This window comes from Nocardioides flavescens, from assembly GCF_009823805.1.
Lineage (GTDB): Bacteria > Actinomycetota > Actinomycetes > Propionibacteriales > Nocardioidaceae > Nocardioides > Nocardioides flavescens.
Genome location: NZ_WUEK01000006.1, coordinates 159,070 through 175,786, shown reverse-complemented (window position 1 = coordinate 175,786; position 16,717 = coordinate 159,070). Strand labels below are relative to the sequence as shown.

Below are 16,717 nucleotides of genomic sequence, written 5' to 3'. Positions count from 1 at the left end.
CGGCCGGTCAGACGCGCTGAACATAACCGCGTCTGTGGCCGCTGGTCCATGGGGAGTTCTGCCCATCTTTGCCCCGCCCGAGCGAGCGAACCGGTGCGTGTTCCGCGGGCGACTTGGTTCAGCTGGACCGGGTCGCCACCGCGTCGGCGAAGGCCTCGAGGGCGTCGCGGACCGGGCCCGCGGGGAGCACGTCGAGCAGCGCCTTGGCCTCGGTGGTGCGCTCGAGGACGTAGGCGCGGGCCTCGTCCATCGCCGGGTGGGCGCGCAGCAGCGCGAGCGTCTCGGCGTGGGCGGCGTCGTCGGTGAGGTCGCTGGCGAGCAGCTCGAGCAGGCGCGCGTCGGCCGGGTCGGTCGAGCGCTGCGCCATGATCACCGGCAGGGTCGGCACGCCCTCGCGCAGGTCGGTGCCGGGGGTCTTGCCGGACTCCTCGGAGTCGGAGGCGATGTCGATGATGTCGTCGGAGAGCTGGAACGCCGAGCCGACGATCTCGCCGTACGCCGCGAGCGCCTTCTCGACCTCGGCGCTGGTGCCGCCGAAGCGGGCGCCGTAGCGGGCGGAGGTCGCGATCAGGGACCCGGTCTTGCCGGCGACGACCTCGAGGTAGTGCGCGAGGGCGTCCTCGTCGGGGCCTGGCGTCACGGTCTCGAGGATCTGGCCCTCGACGAGCCGGCTGAACGTCTCGGCCTGGATGCGCACGGCGTCGGCGCCGAGCGTGGCGGTGAGCTCGGAGGACTTGGCGAACAGGAAGTCGCCGGTGAGGATCGCGACGAGGTTGTCCCAGCGGGCGTTGGCCGAGGGCGAGCCGCGACGCAGCTCGGCCTCGTCCATCACGTCGTCGTGGTAGAGCGAGCCGACGTGGGTCACCTCGACGACGCAGGCCGCGGTGACGACCTCGTCGGACTCGGGGTGCTCACCGGCCTCGGCCGCGAGCAGCACCAGCAGCGGACGGAACCGCTTGCCGCCCGCGTCGAGCAGGTGCGACGCCGCCTCGGTGACGTAGGGGAAGCGGCTCTGCACGTGGGCGTAGAGCGCCTTCTCGACCTCGTCCATCCGGGTGCGCAGACGGGCCTCGAGGGCCGGGTCGGCGACCGGCAGGGCCAGGCCCTGACCCGCACCGGACGGCTGGGGTGAGCTCACCTGATGAATTGTCCCGCATCACCCGCGAGGTCGAGAATCGGCCCGGGCACGAGGCCGAGCAGCACGACGAGCAGCACGCAGACGGCGATCGTCCCCGACGTCAGCAGCGACGGCTTCGTCACCGCGGCGGTCTCCACCCGCTCCAGCGTCGCGGTCACCGTGCCGGCGCCCCAGCCGGTCTCGGCGTCGGTCACCTCGCTGGTGTCGTCGTCGCTGAAGAACATCAGGAGGATCACGCGGACGTAGAAGAACACCGAGATGATGCTCGCGACGATCGCGACCAGCACGACCGGCCAGGCGCCCGCGGCCATGGCCACGGTGAAGACCGACCACTTGCCGACGAAGCCGCCGGTGAGCGGGATGCCGGCCATCGAGAGCAGCAGGAAGCCGAAGGCGCCCGCGACGAGCGGCGAGCGCTGGCCGAGGCCGGCCCACTTCGAGAACGCCGTGGCCTCGCCGCCGGCGTCGCGCACCAGCGTGACGATGGCGAAGGTGCCGACCGTCGCCGGGGCGTAGGTCGCGAGGTAGAACAGCACCGACTGCAGCGCGGTGATCTCGTCGGTGCCGACGGCCCCGGCCGAGCGCACGCCGAGCACGCCGACGAGCAGGAAGCCGGTGTGGGCGACGGAGGAGTAGGCGAGCATCCGCTTCACGTCGGTCTGCACCGCCGCCAGGATCGCGCCGGCCAGCATCGTGAGGATCGCGATGACCCACAGCATCGGCTGCCAGTCCCAGCGCTCGGCACCGAAGGCGACGTAGAACAGCCGCAGCAGCGCACCGAACGCCGCGATCTTCGTGCAGGCGGCCATGAACGCCGTGACCGCGGTCGGAGCGCCCTGGTAGACGTCGGGCGTCCAGGCCTGGAACGGCACCGCGCCGACCTTGAAGAGCAGACCGACGGCGAGCAGCCCCATGCCGATGAGCAGCAGGGCGTTGTTGCCGGTGCCGTTGCGCACGGCCTCGCTGATGTCGGCGAACTGCATCGACCCGGCGTAGCCGAAGACCAGCGCGGCGCCGTACAGGAAGAAGCCGGAGGAGAAGGCGCCGAGCAGGAAGTACTTCAGCGCGGCCTCCTGGCTGAGCAGCCGGCGGCGGCGGGCGAGACCGCACATGAGGTAGAGCGGGAGCGAGAGGACCTCGAGGGCGACGAACATCGTCAGCAGGTCGTTGGCCGTCGGGAAGAGCATCATGCCGCCGACGGCGAACATCAGCAGCGGGTAGACCTCGGTGTGGTGCAGCCCGCGGGTCGACGCCTCGCGCTCGGCCTCGCTGCCGGGCAGCGCGGCGGCCTGGCCGGCGAACGTCGAGACCCCGCCCTCGAGCCGGCGCTCGGCGAACAGCAGCACCCCGGCGATCGAGAAGAGCAGCACCAGGCCCCACAGGAAGATCGTGGGGCCGTCGACGGCGAGGGTCTGCCCGGCGGCGAGCTCGCCGCGGGCGACCACGCCCTGGCCGTCGACGCGGATCTCGTCGAGCTGCGTCCAGACGTACGCCGTGCCGCCGAGCGCGACGAGCAGGCCGAGGACGGCGAGCACCGACTGCGCGACGAAGCGGCGCTCACGGGGCAGGAACGCCTCGAACAGCACGCCGACGACGGCGACGCCGAAGACGACGAGCAGCGGCCACAGCGTGGCGTACTCGATGGTGGGCTTGGTGAACTCCATCAGCGACCCGCCTCCTGGGCCTCGACGGGCACGCGTGGCCCGTCATCGGTGACACCGGTCTGCTGCAGCAGCGACTCCGAGAACGGGTTGCTGACGTCGAGCAGCGGCATCGGGTAGAAGCCGAACAGCACCAGGGCGGCGACCAGCGGCACGAGGACGCCGATCTCGCGGCGCCCGAGGTCGGCCACGCGCTGGCGCATCTCGGGGTCGCTGGAGCCGTCGGCGGCGACGACGTCGGCCTGCAGCACGCTCGGGTTGGGTCCGGTGAAGATGCGCTGGTAGGCCCAGAGCACGTAGATCGCGGCGAGCACGATGCCGGTCACGGCGATCGCGCCGACGTACCACCGGTAGTCGAAGGCCGAGATCAGCACGAGGATCTCGGAGACGAACTGGCTCAGCCCGGGCAGGCCCGCGGTGGCGAGGCCGGCGACCAGGAAGAGCCCGGCGCTGACCGGCGTGACCTTCTCCAGTCCGCCCATCTGCGAGATGCGCGAGGTGCCACGGCGCTTGATGACGAAGCCGGCGATCAGGAACAGCGCGGCCGTCGCGACCCCGTGGTTGACCATGTAGAGGATCGAGCCGCTCGCGCCCTGGGCGGTGAACACGAAGATGCCGAGGGTGATGAAGCCGAAGTGGCTGAGCGAGGTGAGCCCGATCAGGCGGAGCAGGTCGTCCTGGCCGATGGCGATGAACGCGCCGTAGACGATCGAGATCAGCGCCAGGGCGATGACGAGCGGCGTCGCCCACTCCGAGGCGCCCGGGAAGAGCCCGAGGCAGAACCGCAGCATCCCGAAGGTGCCGATCTTGTCGAGCACGCAGACGAGCAGGACGCTCGTGGCCGGGGTGGCGCGCTCGGTCGTGTCGGCGAGCCAGGTGTGGACCGGGAACAGCGGCGCCTTGATCGCGAAGGCGATGAAGAAGCCGGCGAACAGCCAGCGCTCGGCGCTCGTCGACATGTCGACCTGCTGCAGGTCGGTCAGGAGGTACGACGGGGAGCCGGCCTGCGCGGAGACGACGTAGAGCCCGATGACCGAGCCGAGCAGCACGAGACCGCCGCCGAGCTGGAACATCAGGAACTTCAGCGCCGCCGCCGAGCGTCCGGCGCGGCCGAAGCCGCCGATGAGGAAGTAGGCCGGGATCAGCGTGGCCTCGAAGACGACGTAGAAGAGGAACACGTCGGTGGCGAGGAAGACGACCAGCGACAGCGCCTCGAGCGCCAGCGCCCACGCGTAGAACTGGCGTGCGGTGTCGTCGGGGGCGTCGTTCCACGCCGCGACGAGCACGACCGGCACGAGCGCGACGGTGAGCAGCACCAGCAGCAGGCCGAGCCCGTCGAGCCCGAGGGCGTAGTGGACACCGAAGGCGCCGATCCACTCGTGGGTCTCGGTCAGCTGGAAGCCGTCGGTCCCGCGGTCGAACTGGGTGGCGACGACGACACCGACGACCAACGTGAGCAGCGAGACGACGACCGCCGTCTGCTTGGCGAGCGCCCCGCGCGGCCCGAAGGCGACGGCGAGGGCACCGACCAGCGGCACGACCCAGAGCAGGGTCAGGAGGGGGAAGTCGTTCATGCCAGGTTCACCGCCAGGAGCGCGAGGACGACGAGCAGCACGCCGCCGAGGACGGAGAGCGCGTAGGAGCGGACGTAGCCGTTCTGCGCCCGACGGGTCAGGGCACCGATGCCGCCGACGAGCACGACGCCGGCGCGGAACGTGCCGTCGACGACCGAACGGTCCATGCGCACCAGGCCGGTGGTCAGGGCGCGGCCCGGCTCGACGATCACCTGGTCGTTGAACGCGTCGCCGTAGATGTCGGCGCGCGCGGCGCGGGTGGCGAAGGAGACCTCCGTGGGCGCCTCGCGCGGCACCGGGCGACGGGCGACCAGCGCGACCGCGAGGGCGACACCGGCGGCGACGACGAGCACCGCGAGGCCGGTGACGGCCAGGGCCGGGATCGGCGGCTCGTGGTGGTCGGGCACCCCGGTGACCGGCTCGAGCCAGTGCTCGATCCAGCCGCCGAGCAGCAGGACACCGGAGACGACCGAGAGCGCGGCCAGCACGATCAGCGGGAAGGTCATGACCGAGGGCGACTCGTGCGGGTGCACGTCCTTCTCCCAGCGCTTCTCGCCGAAGAACGTCATGATCATCAGCCGCGTCATGTAGAAGCCGGTGACGCCGGCGCCGAGCAGGGCGCAGACCCCGACGATCCAGTTCTCGGCCAGTGCGGTCTCGATGATCTTGTCCTTCGACCAGAACCCGGAGAACCCGGGGAAGCCGATGATCGCGAGGTAGCCCATCGCGAAGGTGATGAACGTGATCGGCATGGCCTTGCGCAGCGCGCCGTAGTGGCGCATGTCCACGTCGTCGTCCATCCCGTGCATCACGGAGCCGGCGCCGAGGAACATGTTGGCCTTGAAGAAGCCGTGCGTGAGCAGGTGGAAGATCGCGAACGCGTAGCCCGCCGGGCCGAGGCCGGCGCCGAGCATCATGTAGCCGATCTGGCTCATCGTGGAGCCGGCGAGCGCCTTCTTGATGTCGTCCTTGGCGCAGCCGATGACCGCACCCCACAGGAGCGTGACGGTGGCGACGATGACGACCACGGTCTGCGCGTTCGGTGCGTAGTCGAAGACGAAGTTGGAGCGCACGACGAGGTAGACGCCGGCGGTGACCATGGTCGCGGCGTGGATGAGCGCCGAGACCGGGGTCGGGCCCTCCATCGCGTCGAGCAGCCAGGCCTGCAGCGGCACCTGGGCCGACTTGCCGCAGGCGCCCAGCAGGAGCAGCAGCCCCATCGCGGTCATCGTCTTCTCGCCGGCCTCGCCGGCACCCGCGCTGATGGTGGTGAAGGAGACGGAGCCGAAGGTGACGAAGGCGAGCATGATCGCGGTCGACAGGCCCATGTCACCGACGCGGTTGATGACGAAGGCCTTCTTGGCCGCCGCGGCCGCCGAGTGCTTGTGCTGCCAGAAGCCGATGAGCAGGTACGACGCCAGGCCGACGCCCTCCCAGCCCAGGAACAGCCCGATGTAGTTCTCGGACATGATCAGCACGAGCATCGCGGCCACGAAGAGGTTGAGGTAGCCGAAGAACCGGACCCGTCGCGGGTCGTGCTCCATGTAGCCGATCGAGTAGACGTGGATCAGCGACCCGACGCCGGTGATGAGCAGTAGGAACAGCGCTGTCAGCGGGTCGTAGAGCAGGTCGAAGCCCGCGTCGAGCTCGCCGACCCGGATGAAGGTCCACAGGTGCTGGACGACCTGGCGGTCGGCCTCGTCGCGTCCCTGCAGCTGCAGGAACATCGCCAGGCTGAGCGCGAACGACCCGATCGGCATCAGGGTGCCGAGCAGGTGCCCGAAGGAGGCGAACGCGCGCGGCGCGAGCGCCCCGCCGATCAGCAGCACCGCCGCACCCGCGGCGGGGAGCGCGATCACCAGCCACATCAGGGAGAACACGCCGTCCGCGCTGGTCGGGTCGACCAGCGGGACCGAGTGCCCGCCCTCTGCCATCACATACATCTCGTCGGTGGTCCCGTCAGTACTTGAGCAGGCTCGCGTCGTCGACCGAGGCCGAACGACGGGTGCGGAAGATGGTCATGATGATCGCCAGCCCGACCACGACCTCGGCAGCGGCGACGACCATCACGAAGAAGGCCGCGATCTGACCGTCGAGGTTGCCGTACTGGTGCGCGAACGCGACCAGCGCGAGGTTGCAGGCGTTGAGCATCAGCTCCACGCACATGAACACCACGATGGCGTTGCGTCGGGTCAGCACCCCGATCGCCCCGATGGTGAACAGGATCGAGGAGAGGACGATGAACGGCGTCACGCTGTCCATCACTCACCGCCTTCCGGGGTCGAGCCAGTGTCGGGACCGGTGGAGGCGCCGGGGGCGCGGCCGGTGCTCGTGGAGCGACCGTCGGGCGAGTCCTGCGAGGCGGGCACGCCGGAGCCGGGGCCGTGGTCGATGGCGCGCTGCAGCTCGTCGACGTCGCGCGGGATCGTGCGTCGCACCGATCCGCGGGCGGCGAGCACCCGCGAGACGGAGTCCTCGGCGACCGAACCGTCGGGCAGCAGGGCCGGCGTGCCGACGGCGTTGTGGCGGGCGTAGACGCCGGGGGCCGGCAGCGGGCCGAGGTGCTCCCCGCTCTCGGCGTACGCCGCGACGCGCTCGGCCGCCCGGACCGCCTGGGTCTTGCGCGGGGTGAGCCGCTCGCGGTGGGCCAGCACCATCGCGCCCATCGCGGCGGTGATGAGCAGCGCCGAGGTCACCTCGAAGGCGAAGACGTACTTGGAGAACAGCACGTTGGCGATGGCCTGGATGTTGCCGCCCTCGTTGACCGAGCCGAGCCCGACCACCGAGCCGAGGCTGATCTGGGCGAGACCGAGGACCAGCGTGAGACCGAGCGCCAGGCCGCCGACCATGGCGAGGATGCGCTGGCCGCGGATGGTCTCGATGACCGAGTCGGAGGCGTCGACGCCGACGAGCATGAGCACGAAGAGGAACAGCATCATGATCGCGCCGGTGTAGACGATGATCTGCACGGCGAAGAGGAACGGCGCCTCGAGCACGAGGTAGAGCACCGCGAGGCTGATCATCACGACGGCCAGCAGCATGGCGGCGTGGACGGCCTTGCGCACGAACAGGATCGACAGCGCGGCCAGCACCATGATCGGCGCGAGCACCCAGAACGCGATCACGACGCGGCCCCGTCGTCCGACCCGGGAGTCTGCGGGTCCTCGATCGTGCTGCCGCTGGACGGCGTGGGGGTCGTGGCGCCGCGGTAGTAGTCGCCCTCGTCGTCGCCGAGGAGCATCGCGTGCGGCGGCTGCTCCATGCCGGGCAGCAGCGGCGCGAGGAGGTTCTCCTTGGTGTAGATCAGGTCGGCGCGGTTGTCGTCGGCCAGCTCGTACTCGTTGGTCATCGTGAGCGCGCGGGTCGGGCACGCCTCGATGCACAGGCCGCACAGGATGCAGCGCAGGTAGTTGATCTGGTAGACGCGGCCGTAGCGCTCCCCCGGGCTGAAGCGGCCCGAGCCGTCGGGCAGGTCCTCGTTGGAGGCGCCTTCGACGTAGATGGCGTCGGCCGGGCAGGCCCACGCGCACAGCTCGCAGCCGATGCACTTCTCGAGCCCGTCGGGCCAGCGGTTGAGCTGGTGGCGACCGTGGAAGCGCGGCGCCGTCGGGACCCTCTCGAAGGGGTACTGCTCGGTGACGACCTTCTTGAACATCGTCCGGAAGGTCACTCCGAACCCGGCGACCGGGTCCCAGAACTGCTCCTTGAGCGTGGGCACGTGCTCAGCTCCCGTCTGCGGAGGTGGGGGTGCCGGCGGGCACCGTCTGCTGGCTGGTCCGGCTGGTCGGGAAGGTCAGCGGGGCCGCGCCACCGCGGACCGCGCCGCCGGCGGGCATCGCCGGGGTCGGGAACGCGCCGGGGCGCGCCTCCTGCTGCTCCCCCGCGTCGTCGTCCTCGGCCACTTCGCCGCCGAAGAAGAACAGCGCGATCATCGCGACCGCGAGGACGCCGATGCCGATGAGGAGCCACTGGCGCGAGATGCCGCCGTCGAGCGAGATGGCGCGGATCGTGGCGACCGCGACGATCCAGCCCAGCGAGATCGGGATGAGGTACTTCCACCCCAGCGCCATGAACTGGTCGTAGCGCATCCGAGGCAGCGAGCCGCGCAGCCAGATGAAGACGAAGACGAAGAACAGCACCTTGCCGAAGAACCACAGCACCGGCCAGTAGCCCTCGTTGAACCCGGCGTACAGCTCGTCGATCCAGAACGGCGCGTGCCAGCCGCCGAGGAACAGCGTCGTGGCGAGCGCCGAGACGGTGGCCATGTTGATGTACTCGGCGAGGAAGAACAGCGCGAACTTCAGCGAGCTGTACTCGGTGTGGAACCCGCCGACCAGCTCACCCTCGGCCTCGGGGAGGTCGAACGGCGCGCGGTTGGTCTCGCCGACCATCGCGATGACGTAGATGACGAACGACGGCAGCAGGATCAGGCCGAACCACAGGTTGTCCTGCGCCGCGACGATCTCCGAGGTCGACATGGAGCCGGCGTAGAGGAAGACCGCGACGAGCGCGAGGCCCATCGCGACCTCGTAGGAGATCATCTGCGCGCTCGAGCGCAGCCCGCCGAGCAGGGAGTACGTCGAGCCGCTGGCCCAGCCGCCCAGCACGATGCCGTAGATGCCGATCGAGGCGATCGCCATCACGAACAGCACCGCCACCGGCATGTCGGTGAGCTGCAGCGGCGTCCGGACCCCGAAGAAGTCGACCTCCGGCCCGAACGGGATGACCGAGAAGGTCACGAACGCCGGCACCGTGGCGAGCACGGGGGCGATGAGGAACACCGCCTTGTCGGCGGCCGTCGGGATGATGTCCTCCTTCAGCGCCAGCTTCACGCCGTCGGCCAGCGACTGCAGCAGGCCGAAGGGCCCGTGCACGTTGGGGCCGACGCGGTGCTGCATGCGCGCCACGACGCGGCGCTCCCACCAGATGTTGAACAGGGTGAGGAGCACCAGGACCACGAAGACCATCAGGGTCTTGATGAGGATGACCCACCAGGGGTCGTTGCCGAACTGGTCGAGCGCCATCGGCGTCACGGCGAGCGGGTTCATGCCTGGGCTCCTGTCACGGTGACGCGGCTGCCGGGCGAGGCCAGGTCGGCCAGGACACCGCGTCCGCTGCTGCGGGCGGGGACCCACACCACGTCGTCGGCGATGTCGGCAGCCACCTCGGCGGGCAGGGTGATCGTGCCGCGGTCGCCGGTGAGGGTGAGCAGCGGGCCGTGCTCCTCGTAGGTCGCCGCGCTGACGCGCACGAGCGCCGGCCGGGCGGTCGCCCGCAGGTGCTCGTCACCGTCCTGCATCGTGCCGAGGTCGAGCAGCTGCTTCCAGGTCGCGAGCGCGTAGCCCCCGCTGGCCGAGGAGTCGGCCACCCCGCCGGCCGAGGAGGTCGCGCTCGTCTCGGGACCACTCACGTCGTGCGCCACCCGCTCCCCGTCCCACGGCCCGAGCTGCTCGAGCTGGCGGCGCACCTCGGGGACCGTGCGGAAGCCGAGCGGGCGGCCCAGCTCCTCGGCGATCCCGGCGAGCACGCGGCTGTCGGGCAGGGCCTGCGGGTTGGTGAAGACGGCCTCGAACGGGCGCGGGCGCCCCTCCCAGGTCACGAACGTGCCGGCCTTGTCGGTGACGGCGGCGACCGGGAAGACCACGTCGGCCGCCTGGGTCACCTCGGTCTCGCGCAGGTCGAGCGCGACGACGAACGACGCGGCGCGCAGCGCCTCGCGGAACGCCTCGGGTTCGGCCGTGTCGTCGGGGTCGACGCCGCCGACGACCAGGCCGCGGAGCTCACCGGAGCTGAGCGCGGCGACGATCTGGTCGGCGTCGCGACCGGGCGTCTCCGGCAGCGAGTCGAGACCCCACGCGGTGGCCACGTCGACGCGGGCACCGGCGTCGGTGACCGGGCGGCCGCCGGGCAGCAGGGTCGGCAGGCAGCCCGCCTCGAGGGCTCCGCGGTCGCCGGCGCGACGGGGCACCCAGGCGAGCCGGGCGCCGGTGCGGGCGGCCAGGGCCGCAGCCGCGGTCAGCGCACCGGGGCTCGTGGCGAGCCGCTCACCGACCAGGACGACGGTGTCCTTGCCGATGCCGTGGTCGGCGCGGGTGCCGAGCGACTGCAGCGCCTCGGCCTCCTCGCCGGGGGCGGCCTGGACCAGGGTGCCGTGCAGCTTGCGCAGCGCGCGGGTGGAGTACGCCGCGACCGCGAGCACGCGGGTGCCCGGCGTACGACGCGTCGCCTTGCGCAGGCGCAGGAAGATCGCGCCGGCCTCGTCCTCGGGCTCCAGGCCCGCGAGCACGACGGTGCTGGCCGACTCGAGGTCGGCGTAGGTGACTCCCCCGCCGCCGGGGCCGCGGAGCACGACCTCGGCGCCGAGGAACGACGTCTCCTCGGCCGAGAGCGGACGGGCGCGGAAGTCGACGTCGTGGGTGCCGAGCGCGATCCGTGCGAAGGCGCTGTAGGCGTAGGCGTCCTCGACGGTCAGGCGACCGCCCGGGAGCACACCGGTGGCGCCGGCCTCGCGCAGCCCGCGGGCCGCGACCGCGAAGGCCTCGGTCCACGACGCCGGACGGAGGACCCCGGCCCCGTCCTCGCTCCGGTCCCGCACCTGCGGGTAGGTCAGCCGGTCCTCGGCGGTGAGATAGTGGAAGCCGAAGCGGTCCTTGTCGGTGATCCACTCCTCGTTGACCTCGGCGTCCTCGCCGGAGAGGCGGCGCATGACCTTGCCGCGACGGTGGTCGACGCGGATCGCCGAGCCGCAGGCGTCGTGCTCGCCGACCGCGGGGGTCGAGACGAGGTCGAAGGGCCGCGAGCGGAAGCGGTAGTCGGCCGAGGTCAGCGCGCCGACCGGGCAGATCTGGATGACGTTGCCGGAGAAGTAGGAGTAGAACGGCTCGCCCTCGGCGATGCCGATCTGCTGCTGCGCACCCCGCTCGACCAGCGCGATGAACGGGTCGCCGGGGATCTCCTCGGCGAAGCGCGTGCAGCGCTGGCACACGATGCAGCGCTCGCGGTCGAGGAGCACGACCGGCGAGATGGAGATGGGCTTGGGGAAGGTGCGCTTGACCCCGCCGGAGGTGGAGAAGCGCGACTCGCCGCGGCCGTTGGACAGCGCCTGGTTCTGCAGGGGGCACTCGCCGCCCTTGTCGCAGACGGGGCAGTCGAGCGGGTGGTTGACGAGCAGGAACTCCATCACGCCCTGCTGCGCCTTGTCGGCGACCGGGCTGGTGAGCTGGGTGCTCACGACCATGCCGTCGGCGACCGGGAGCGTGCAGGAGGCCTGCGGCTTGGGGAAGCCGCGGCCGTTGCCGGCGTCGGGCACGTCGACCAGGCACTGGCGGCAGGCACCGACCGGGGCCAGGAGCGGGTGGTCGCAGAAGCGCGGGATCTGCACGCCGATCTGCTCGGCCGCGCGGATCACCAGGGTGTTCTCGGGGACCTCGACCTGGACGCCGTCGATGGTCACGGTGACCGTCTTGACGGCGACCGGGGTGTTCTCGGTGCCGGAGCTCTGGGCGGTCTTCTCTGGGGTGGTGGTCATGGCTACGCCATCTCCAGCTCGTCGGCGAAGAGGGTGGACCGGGCCGGGTCGAACGGGCAGCCGCCCTCGGTGAGGTGGCGGAGGTACTCGTCGCGGAAGAACTGGATCGAGCTCGTGATCGGGCTGGTGGCGCCGTCACCGAGCGCGCAGAACGAGCGGCCCAGGATGTTGTCGCACTGGTCGACGAGCAGGTCCAGGTCGGACTCCTGGCCGATGCCCTTCTCCAGGTTGGAGAGCGTCTGGACGAGCCACCACGTGCCCTCGCGGCACGGAGTGCACTTGCCGCAGGACTCGTGCTTGTAGAACTCCGTCCAGCGCAGCACCGCGCGGACCACGCAGGTGGTCTCGTCGAAGAGCTGCAGCGCCCGGGTGCCGAGCATCGACTTGACCGAGGCGACACCCTCGAAGTCGAGGGGGACGTCGAGGTGCTCGGCGGTCAGCAGCGGGGTGCTGGACCCGCCCGGGGTCCAGAACTTCAGCTCGTGTCCCTCTCGGATGCCGCCGGCGAGGTCGATCAGCTCGCGCAGCGTGACGCCGAGCGGCGCCTCGTACTGCCCGGGGCGTGTGACGTGCCCGGACAGGCTGAAGATGCCGAAGCCCTTGGACTTCTCTGTGCCCATCGAGGCGAACCACGCGGCGCCGTTGTCGACGATGCTCGGGACCGAGGCGATCGACTCGACGTTGTTGATGACCGTCGGGCTGGCGTAGAGACCGGCGACCGCGGGGAACGGCGGGCGCAGGCGGGGTTGGCCGCGACGGCCCTCGAGCCCCTCGAGGAGCGCGGTCTCCTCGCCGCAGATGTAGGCGCCGGCCCCGGCGTGGACCACCACGTCGAGGTCGTAGCCCGAGCCGTGGATGTCCTTGCCGAGGTGGCCCGCGGCGTACGCCTCGGCGACCGCGGCCTGCACCCGGCGGATGACGTGGACGATCTCGCCGCGGACGTAGATGAACGCCTTGTTGGCGCGGATCGCGAAGCTGCTGATGATCACGCCCTCGACGAGGACGTGGGGGTTGGCCATGAGCAGCGGGGTGTCCTTGCAGGTGCCCGGCTCCGACTCGTCGGCGTTGACGACGAGGTACTTCGGCTTCGGGTTGTCCTGGGGGATGAACGACCACTTCATGCCGGTGGGGAAGCCCGCACCGCCGCGACCGCGCAGCCCGGAGTCCTTGACCGCGGTGATGATGTCGTCGGGCGCCATGCCCAGCGCCTTGTCGAGGGCGCGGTAGCCCCCGCGGCGCGTGTAGGTGTCGAGCTTCCAGGACTGCTCGTCGGCCCAGATGTCGGTGAGGACCGGGGTCAGGGTGTTGGTCGTGCGTCCGGCCGTCTGCTCGGTCTGCTGCTCGCTCACTTCGCCTCGTCCTTCTCCGCCGCGGTGGTGCTCGTCGGGCTGGCGTCCTCGACGGCGGCCTGCTCGGCCGCGCGGTCGTCGGACTCCTGGGCTGCGCCCTGCTCGGTGCCGGGCTGCGAACTCGTGGTGCTGTCGGTACGGCGGCCCTCGCCCTCGGGGGCGGACCAGCCGCGCTCGCGGGCGATGCCGAGACCGACCAGGGAGGCCGGACCGGCGCCCGGCCCCTCGTCGACGCGGCCGTCGGGGAAGCCGGCCAGCACGCGCTCGGTCTCACGCCAGGTGCCCAGGCGCGGTCCACGGGTGGAGGTGACCTCGACCCCCGCGCGCAGGTCGTCGACCAGCTGGACGGCGCTCTGGGGCGTCTGGTTGTCCATGAACTCCCAGTTGACCATCACCACCGGGGCGTAGTCGCAGGCCGCGTTGCACTCGATGTGCTCGAGCGTGATGCTCCGCTTGCCCGGCTCCTCGGCGGTGGTCTCGTCGTTGCCGACGTCGAGGTGGTCCTTCAGCCGCTCGAAGATCGCGTCGCCGCCCATGACCGCGCACAGCGTGTTGGTGCAGACGCCGACGTGGTGGTCGCCGACCGGCTTGCGCTTGTACATCGTGTAGAACGTCGCGACCCCGCTGACGTCGGCGGCGGAGAGGCCGAGGAGCTCGGCGCAGACCTCGATGCCCTCGGCCGTCACACGGCCCTCGACCGACTGCACCAGGTGCAGCATCGGCAGCAGGCCGCTGCGGGCCTCGGGGTAGCGCGCCGCGATCTCCCGGAGCTCGGCGTGCGTCTCGGCGGTGAGTGTCATCTGTCGACGCCTCCCATGACGGGGTCGATCGAGGCGATCGCCACGATGATGTCGGAGACCATGCCGCCCTCGCTCATCACGCTGGTCGCCTGCAGGTTGGTGAACGACGGGTCGCGGAAGTGCGCCCGGAACGGGCGGGTGCCGCCGTCGGAGACCACGTGGGCGCCGAGCTCGCCGCGCGGCGACTCGACCGGCACGTAGGCCTGCCCGGCCGGCACGCGGAACCCCTCGGTGACCAGCTTGAAGTGGTGGATCAGGGCCTCCATCGACTCGCCCATGATGTGGCGGATGTGGTCGAGGCTGTTGCCCATGCCGTCGCTGCCGATGGCCAGCTGGCTGGGCCAGGCGATCTTCTTGTCGCCGATCATCACCGGCGCACCCTCGAGGCCGGCGAGGCGCTCGGTGGCCTGCTCGACGATCTTGAGCGACTCCCACATCTCGTTGAGGCGCACCCGGAAGCGACCGTAGGAGTCGCTCGTGTCCCAGGTCTGGACCTCGAAGTCGTAGTCCTCGTAGCCGGAGTAGGGCTGGGTCTTGCGCAGGTCCCAGGGGTAGCCGGTGCTGCGGAGCACGGGGCCGGTCAGACCCAGGGCGATGCAGCCCTCGAGGTCGAGGTGGCCGACGCCCTCGAGACGGCCCTTGAAGATCGGGTTGGCGTTGCACAGCGCGGCGTACTCCGGCAGCCGCTTCTTCATCAGGGCGGTGAAGTCGCGCAGGTCGCCGATCGCGTTGGGCGGGAGGTCCTGGGCGACCCCGCCGGGACGGATGAACGCGTGGTTCATCCGCAGACCGGTGATGGTCTCGAACAGGTCGAGCACCAGCTCGCGCTCGCGGAAGCCGATCGTCATGACCGTCAGCGCGCCGATCTCCATGCCGCCGGTCGCGATGGCGACGAGGTGGGAGGAGATGCGGTTGAGCTCCATGAGCAGGACCCGCATGACCTGGGCCTTCTCGGGGACCTGGTCCTCGATGTCGAGCAGCCGCTCGACGCCCAGGCAGTAGGTCGCCTCGTTGAAGAACGGGGAGAGGTAGTCCATGCGCGTGCAGAACGTGACGCCCTGCACCCAGGAGCGGTACTCCATGTTCTTCTCGATGCCGGTGTGCAGGTAGCCGATGCCGCAGCGGGCCTCGGTCACCGTCTCTCCCTCGAGCTCGAGGATGAGTCGGAGCACTCCGTGGGTACTGGGGTGCTGAGGCCCCATGTTGACCACCACGCGCTCGTCGGCCTCCTCAGCCACGCCCTGGGAGATGGTGTCCCAGTCCTGGCCGGTGACCGTGAAGACGCGGCCCTCGGTGGTCTCGTTGGTGCCGGCGTAGAGGTCCTGCTGCTGGTCGGCGTGCTGGTCGGTGCTCATCAGTTGTAGCTCCGTCGCTGGTCGGGCGGCGGGATGGTGCCGCCCTTGTACTCCACGGGGATGCCGCCCAGCGGGTAGTCCTTGCGCTGGGGGTGACCTGGCCAGTCGTCCGGCATCAGGATGCGCGTGAGCGCGGGGTGGCCGTCGAAGATCAGCCCGAACATGTCGTAGGTCTCGCGCTCGTGCCAGTCGATCGTCGGGTACGTCGCCACGATGGACGGCACGTGCGGGTCGGCGTCGGGAGCGGTGACCTCGAGGCGCACGCGGCGGTTCCAGGTCATCGACAGCAGGTGGTAGACGGCGTGCAGCTCGCGACCGGTGTCGTCGGGGTAGTGCACCCCGGAGACGCCGGAGCAGAGCTCGAAGCGCAGGGCCGGGTCGTCACGCAGCGCCTTGGCGACCGCGGGCAGGGCCTCGCGCCGCACGTGGAAGGTGATCTCGCCGCGGTGGACCACCACGCCCTCGACCGCCTGCGCCTCGACTCCCGCACCGGCGAGCGCCGTGTCGAGCGCCGCGGCGACCTCCTCGTGCCAGCCCTCGAAGGGACGGCGGCTCGGCGCCGGGAAGACCACCGGCTGGCGCAGCCCGCCGTACCCGCTGGTGTCGCCGCTGCCGCGCACGCCGAACATGCCCTGGCGCGCGCCGACGACCTGCACCTCGGGGTCGAGGCTGGCCGGGGCGTTCTCCGGCGACTCCTCGAGCGCCGACTGCGAGGGGCCCTTGTCGCCCTTGATCGGGTCCTCCTGGCCGCCGCTGCTCATCGCAGGAGCCCCTTCATCTCCGAGGTCGGCAGCGCCTTGAGGGCGTCGTTCTCGCGCTGCTCGATGCGCTCGCGCATGTTGGCGCCCATCGGGCGCGACTGCACCTGGTCGTGGAGCTTGAGGATCGCGTCGATGAGCATCTCCGGGCGCGGCGGGCAGCCGGGGAGGTACATGTCGACCGGCACGACGTGGTCGACGCCCTGGACGATCGCGTAGTTGTTGAACATGCCGCCGCTGCTGGCGCACACGCCCATGGCGAGCACCCACTTGGGCTCGGCCATCTGGTCGTAGATCTGGCGCAGGACCGGGGCCATCTTCTGGCTCACCCGGCCCGCCACGATCATCAGGTCGGCCTGGCGGGGGCTGGCCCGGAAGACCTCCATGCCGAAGCGGGCGAGGTCGTACTTGGGCCCGCCGCTGGTCATCATCTCGATGGCGCAGCAGGCGAGGCCGAACGTCGCCGGCCAGAACGACGCCTTGCGCATGTAGCCCGCGACGCCCTCGACGGTCGTCAGCAGGACGCCGCTGGGGAGCTTCTCCTCGATACCCAT

The 16,717-nt window shown here is 70.9% G+C and carries 14 protein-coding genes; all 14 read right to left on the bottom strand.

The window, feature by feature from the left end:
* Window positions 1-118: 118 nt before the first annotated feature.
* From GRQ65_RS11540 to GRQ65_RS11475, 14 genes are read right to left on the bottom strand one after another with little or no spacing between them, the layout of a single operon-like run.
* Window positions 119-1,138 carry a polyprenyl synthetase family protein gene (locus tag GRQ65_RS11540; protein ID WP_439331858.1) on the bottom strand — a complete coding sequence of 340 codons (1,020 nt, stop codon included), beginning with the start codon at window positions 1,136-1,138 and terminating at the stop codon, window positions 119-121.
* On the bottom strand, window positions 1,135-2,802 hold the full coding sequence (nuoN, locus tag GRQ65_RS11535) for an NADH-quinone oxidoreductase subunit NuoN (RefSeq protein ID WP_160878113.1): 1,668 nt from the start codon (window positions 2,800-2,802) through the stop codon (window positions 1,135-1,137). Before nuoN ends, GRQ65_RS11540 begins: the two co-directional genes overlap by 4 nt.
* Window positions 2,802-4,373, bottom strand: a complete 1,572-nt coding sequence (locus GRQ65_RS11530; protein ID WP_160878112.1) for an NADH-quinone oxidoreductase subunit M — start codon at window positions 4,371-4,373, stop codon at window positions 2,802-2,804. Before GRQ65_RS11530 ends, nuoN begins: the two co-directional genes overlap by 1 nt.
* Window positions 4,370-6,307, bottom strand: coding sequence for an NADH-quinone oxidoreductase subunit L (gene nuoL / locus GRQ65_RS11525; RefSeq protein ID WP_237448131.1), 1,938 nt, complete (start codon window positions 6,305-6,307; stop codon window positions 4,370-4,372). The genes GRQ65_RS11530 and nuoL overlap by 4 nt, the downstream gene beginning before the upstream one ends.
* 25 nt (window positions 6,308-6,332) lie before the next feature.
* Window positions 6,333-6,635 (bottom strand): NADH-quinone oxidoreductase subunit NuoK, encoded by a 303-nt coding sequence (nuoK, locus tag GRQ65_RS11520; RefSeq protein WP_160878110.1) that lies wholly within the window; start codon window positions 6,633-6,635, stop codon window positions 6,333-6,335.
* Window positions 6,635-7,498 (bottom strand): NADH-quinone oxidoreductase subunit J, encoded by an 864-nt coding sequence (locus GRQ65_RS11515; protein ID WP_160878109.1) that lies wholly within the window; start codon window positions 7,496-7,498, stop codon window positions 6,635-6,637. The genes nuoK and GRQ65_RS11515 overlap by 1 nt, the downstream gene beginning before the upstream one ends.
* Entirely contained in the window at window positions 7,495-8,091 is a 597-nt protein-coding gene (gene nuoI / locus GRQ65_RS11510) for an NADH-quinone oxidoreductase subunit NuoI (RefSeq protein ID WP_160878108.1), read from the bottom strand. Before nuoI ends, GRQ65_RS11515 begins: the two co-directional genes overlap by 4 nt.
* Before the next feature lie 4 nt (window positions 8,092-8,095).
* Window positions 8,096-9,421, bottom strand: a complete 1,326-nt coding sequence (nuoH, locus tag GRQ65_RS11505) for an NADH-quinone oxidoreductase subunit NuoH (protein ID WP_160878107.1) — start codon at window positions 9,419-9,421, stop codon at window positions 8,096-8,098.
* Window positions 9,418-11,901, bottom strand: a complete 2,484-nt coding sequence (locus GRQ65_RS11500) for an NADH-quinone oxidoreductase subunit G (RefSeq protein WP_160878106.1) — start codon at window positions 11,899-11,901, stop codon at window positions 9,418-9,420. The genes nuoH and GRQ65_RS11500 overlap by 4 nt, the downstream gene beginning before the upstream one ends.
* A gap of 2 nt (window positions 11,902-11,903) precedes the next feature.
* Window positions 11,904-13,250 carry an NADH-quinone oxidoreductase subunit NuoF gene (gene nuoF / locus GRQ65_RS11495; protein WP_160878105.1) on the bottom strand — a complete coding sequence of 449 codons (1,347 nt, stop codon included), beginning with the start codon at window positions 13,248-13,250 and terminating at the stop codon, window positions 11,904-11,906.
* The gene (nuoE, locus tag GRQ65_RS11490) at window positions 13,247-14,050 is read right to left on the bottom strand and encodes an NADH-quinone oxidoreductase subunit NuoE (protein ID WP_160878104.1); all 804 of its coding nucleotides are present in this window, start codon (window positions 14,048-14,050) and stop codon (window positions 13,247-13,249) included. Before nuoE ends, nuoF begins: the two co-directional genes overlap by 4 nt.
* The gene (locus tag GRQ65_RS11485) at window positions 14,047-15,405 is read right to left on the bottom strand and encodes an NADH-quinone oxidoreductase subunit D (RefSeq protein ID WP_160878103.1); all 1,359 of its coding nucleotides are present in this window, start codon (window positions 15,403-15,405) and stop codon (window positions 14,047-14,049) included. Before GRQ65_RS11485 ends, nuoE begins: the two co-directional genes overlap by 4 nt.
* Window positions 15,405-16,166 (bottom strand): NADH-quinone oxidoreductase subunit C, encoded by a 762-nt coding sequence (locus GRQ65_RS11480; RefSeq protein WP_160878102.1) that lies wholly within the window; start codon window positions 16,164-16,166, stop codon window positions 15,405-15,407. Before GRQ65_RS11480 ends, GRQ65_RS11485 begins: the two co-directional genes overlap by 1 nt.
* Window positions 16,163-16,717: a NuoB/complex I 20 kDa subunit family protein gene (locus GRQ65_RS11475; RefSeq protein ID WP_160878101.1), complete on the bottom strand. Its 555-nt coding sequence runs from the start codon at window positions 16,715-16,717 to the stop codon at window positions 16,163-16,165. The genes GRQ65_RS11480 and GRQ65_RS11475 overlap by 4 nt, the downstream gene beginning before the upstream one ends.

What these genes read in the sequence shown, in the direction of transcription:
- nuoN (WP_160878113.1), bottom strand. Translation starts at nt 2,802, where the DNA reads ATGGAGTTCACCAAGCCCACCATCGAGTACGCCACGCTGTGGCCGCTG.
- GRQ65_RS11530 (WP_160878112.1), bottom strand. Translation starts at nt 4,373, where the DNA reads ATGAACGACTTCCCCCTCCTGACCCTGCTCTGGGTCGTGCCGCTGGTC.
- nuoL (WP_237448131.1), bottom strand. Translation starts at nt 6,307, where the DNA reads ATGGCAGAGGGCGGGCACTCGGTCCCGCTGGTCGACCCGACCAGCGCG.
- nuoK (WP_160878110.1), bottom strand. Translation starts at nt 6,635, where the DNA reads ATGGACAGCGTGACGCCGTTCATCGTCCTCTCCTCGATCCTGTTCACC.
- nuoH (WP_160878107.1), bottom strand. Translation starts at nt 9,421, where the DNA reads ATGAACCCGCTCGCCGTGACGCCGATGGCGCTCGACCAGTTCGGCAAC.
- GRQ65_RS11500 (WP_160878106.1), bottom strand. Translation starts at nt 11,901, where the DNA reads ATGACCACCACCCCAGAGAAGACCGCCCAGAGCTCCGGCACCGAGAAC.
- nuoE (WP_160878104.1), bottom strand. Translation starts at nt 14,050, where the DNA reads ATGACACTCACCGCCGAGACGCACGCCGAGCTCCGGGAGATCGCGGCG.
- GRQ65_RS11485 (WP_160878103.1), bottom strand. Translation starts at nt 15,405, where the DNA reads ATGAGCACCGACCAGCACGCCGACCAGCAGCAGGACCTCTACGCCGGC.
- GRQ65_RS11480 (WP_160878102.1), bottom strand. Translation starts at nt 16,166, where the DNA reads ATGAGCAGCGGCGGCCAGGAGGACCCGATCAAGGGCGACAAGGGCCCC.
- GRQ65_RS11475 (WP_160878101.1), bottom strand. Translation starts at nt 16,717, where the DNA reads ATGGGTATCGAGGAGAAGCTCCCCAGCGGCGTCCTGCTGACGACCGTC.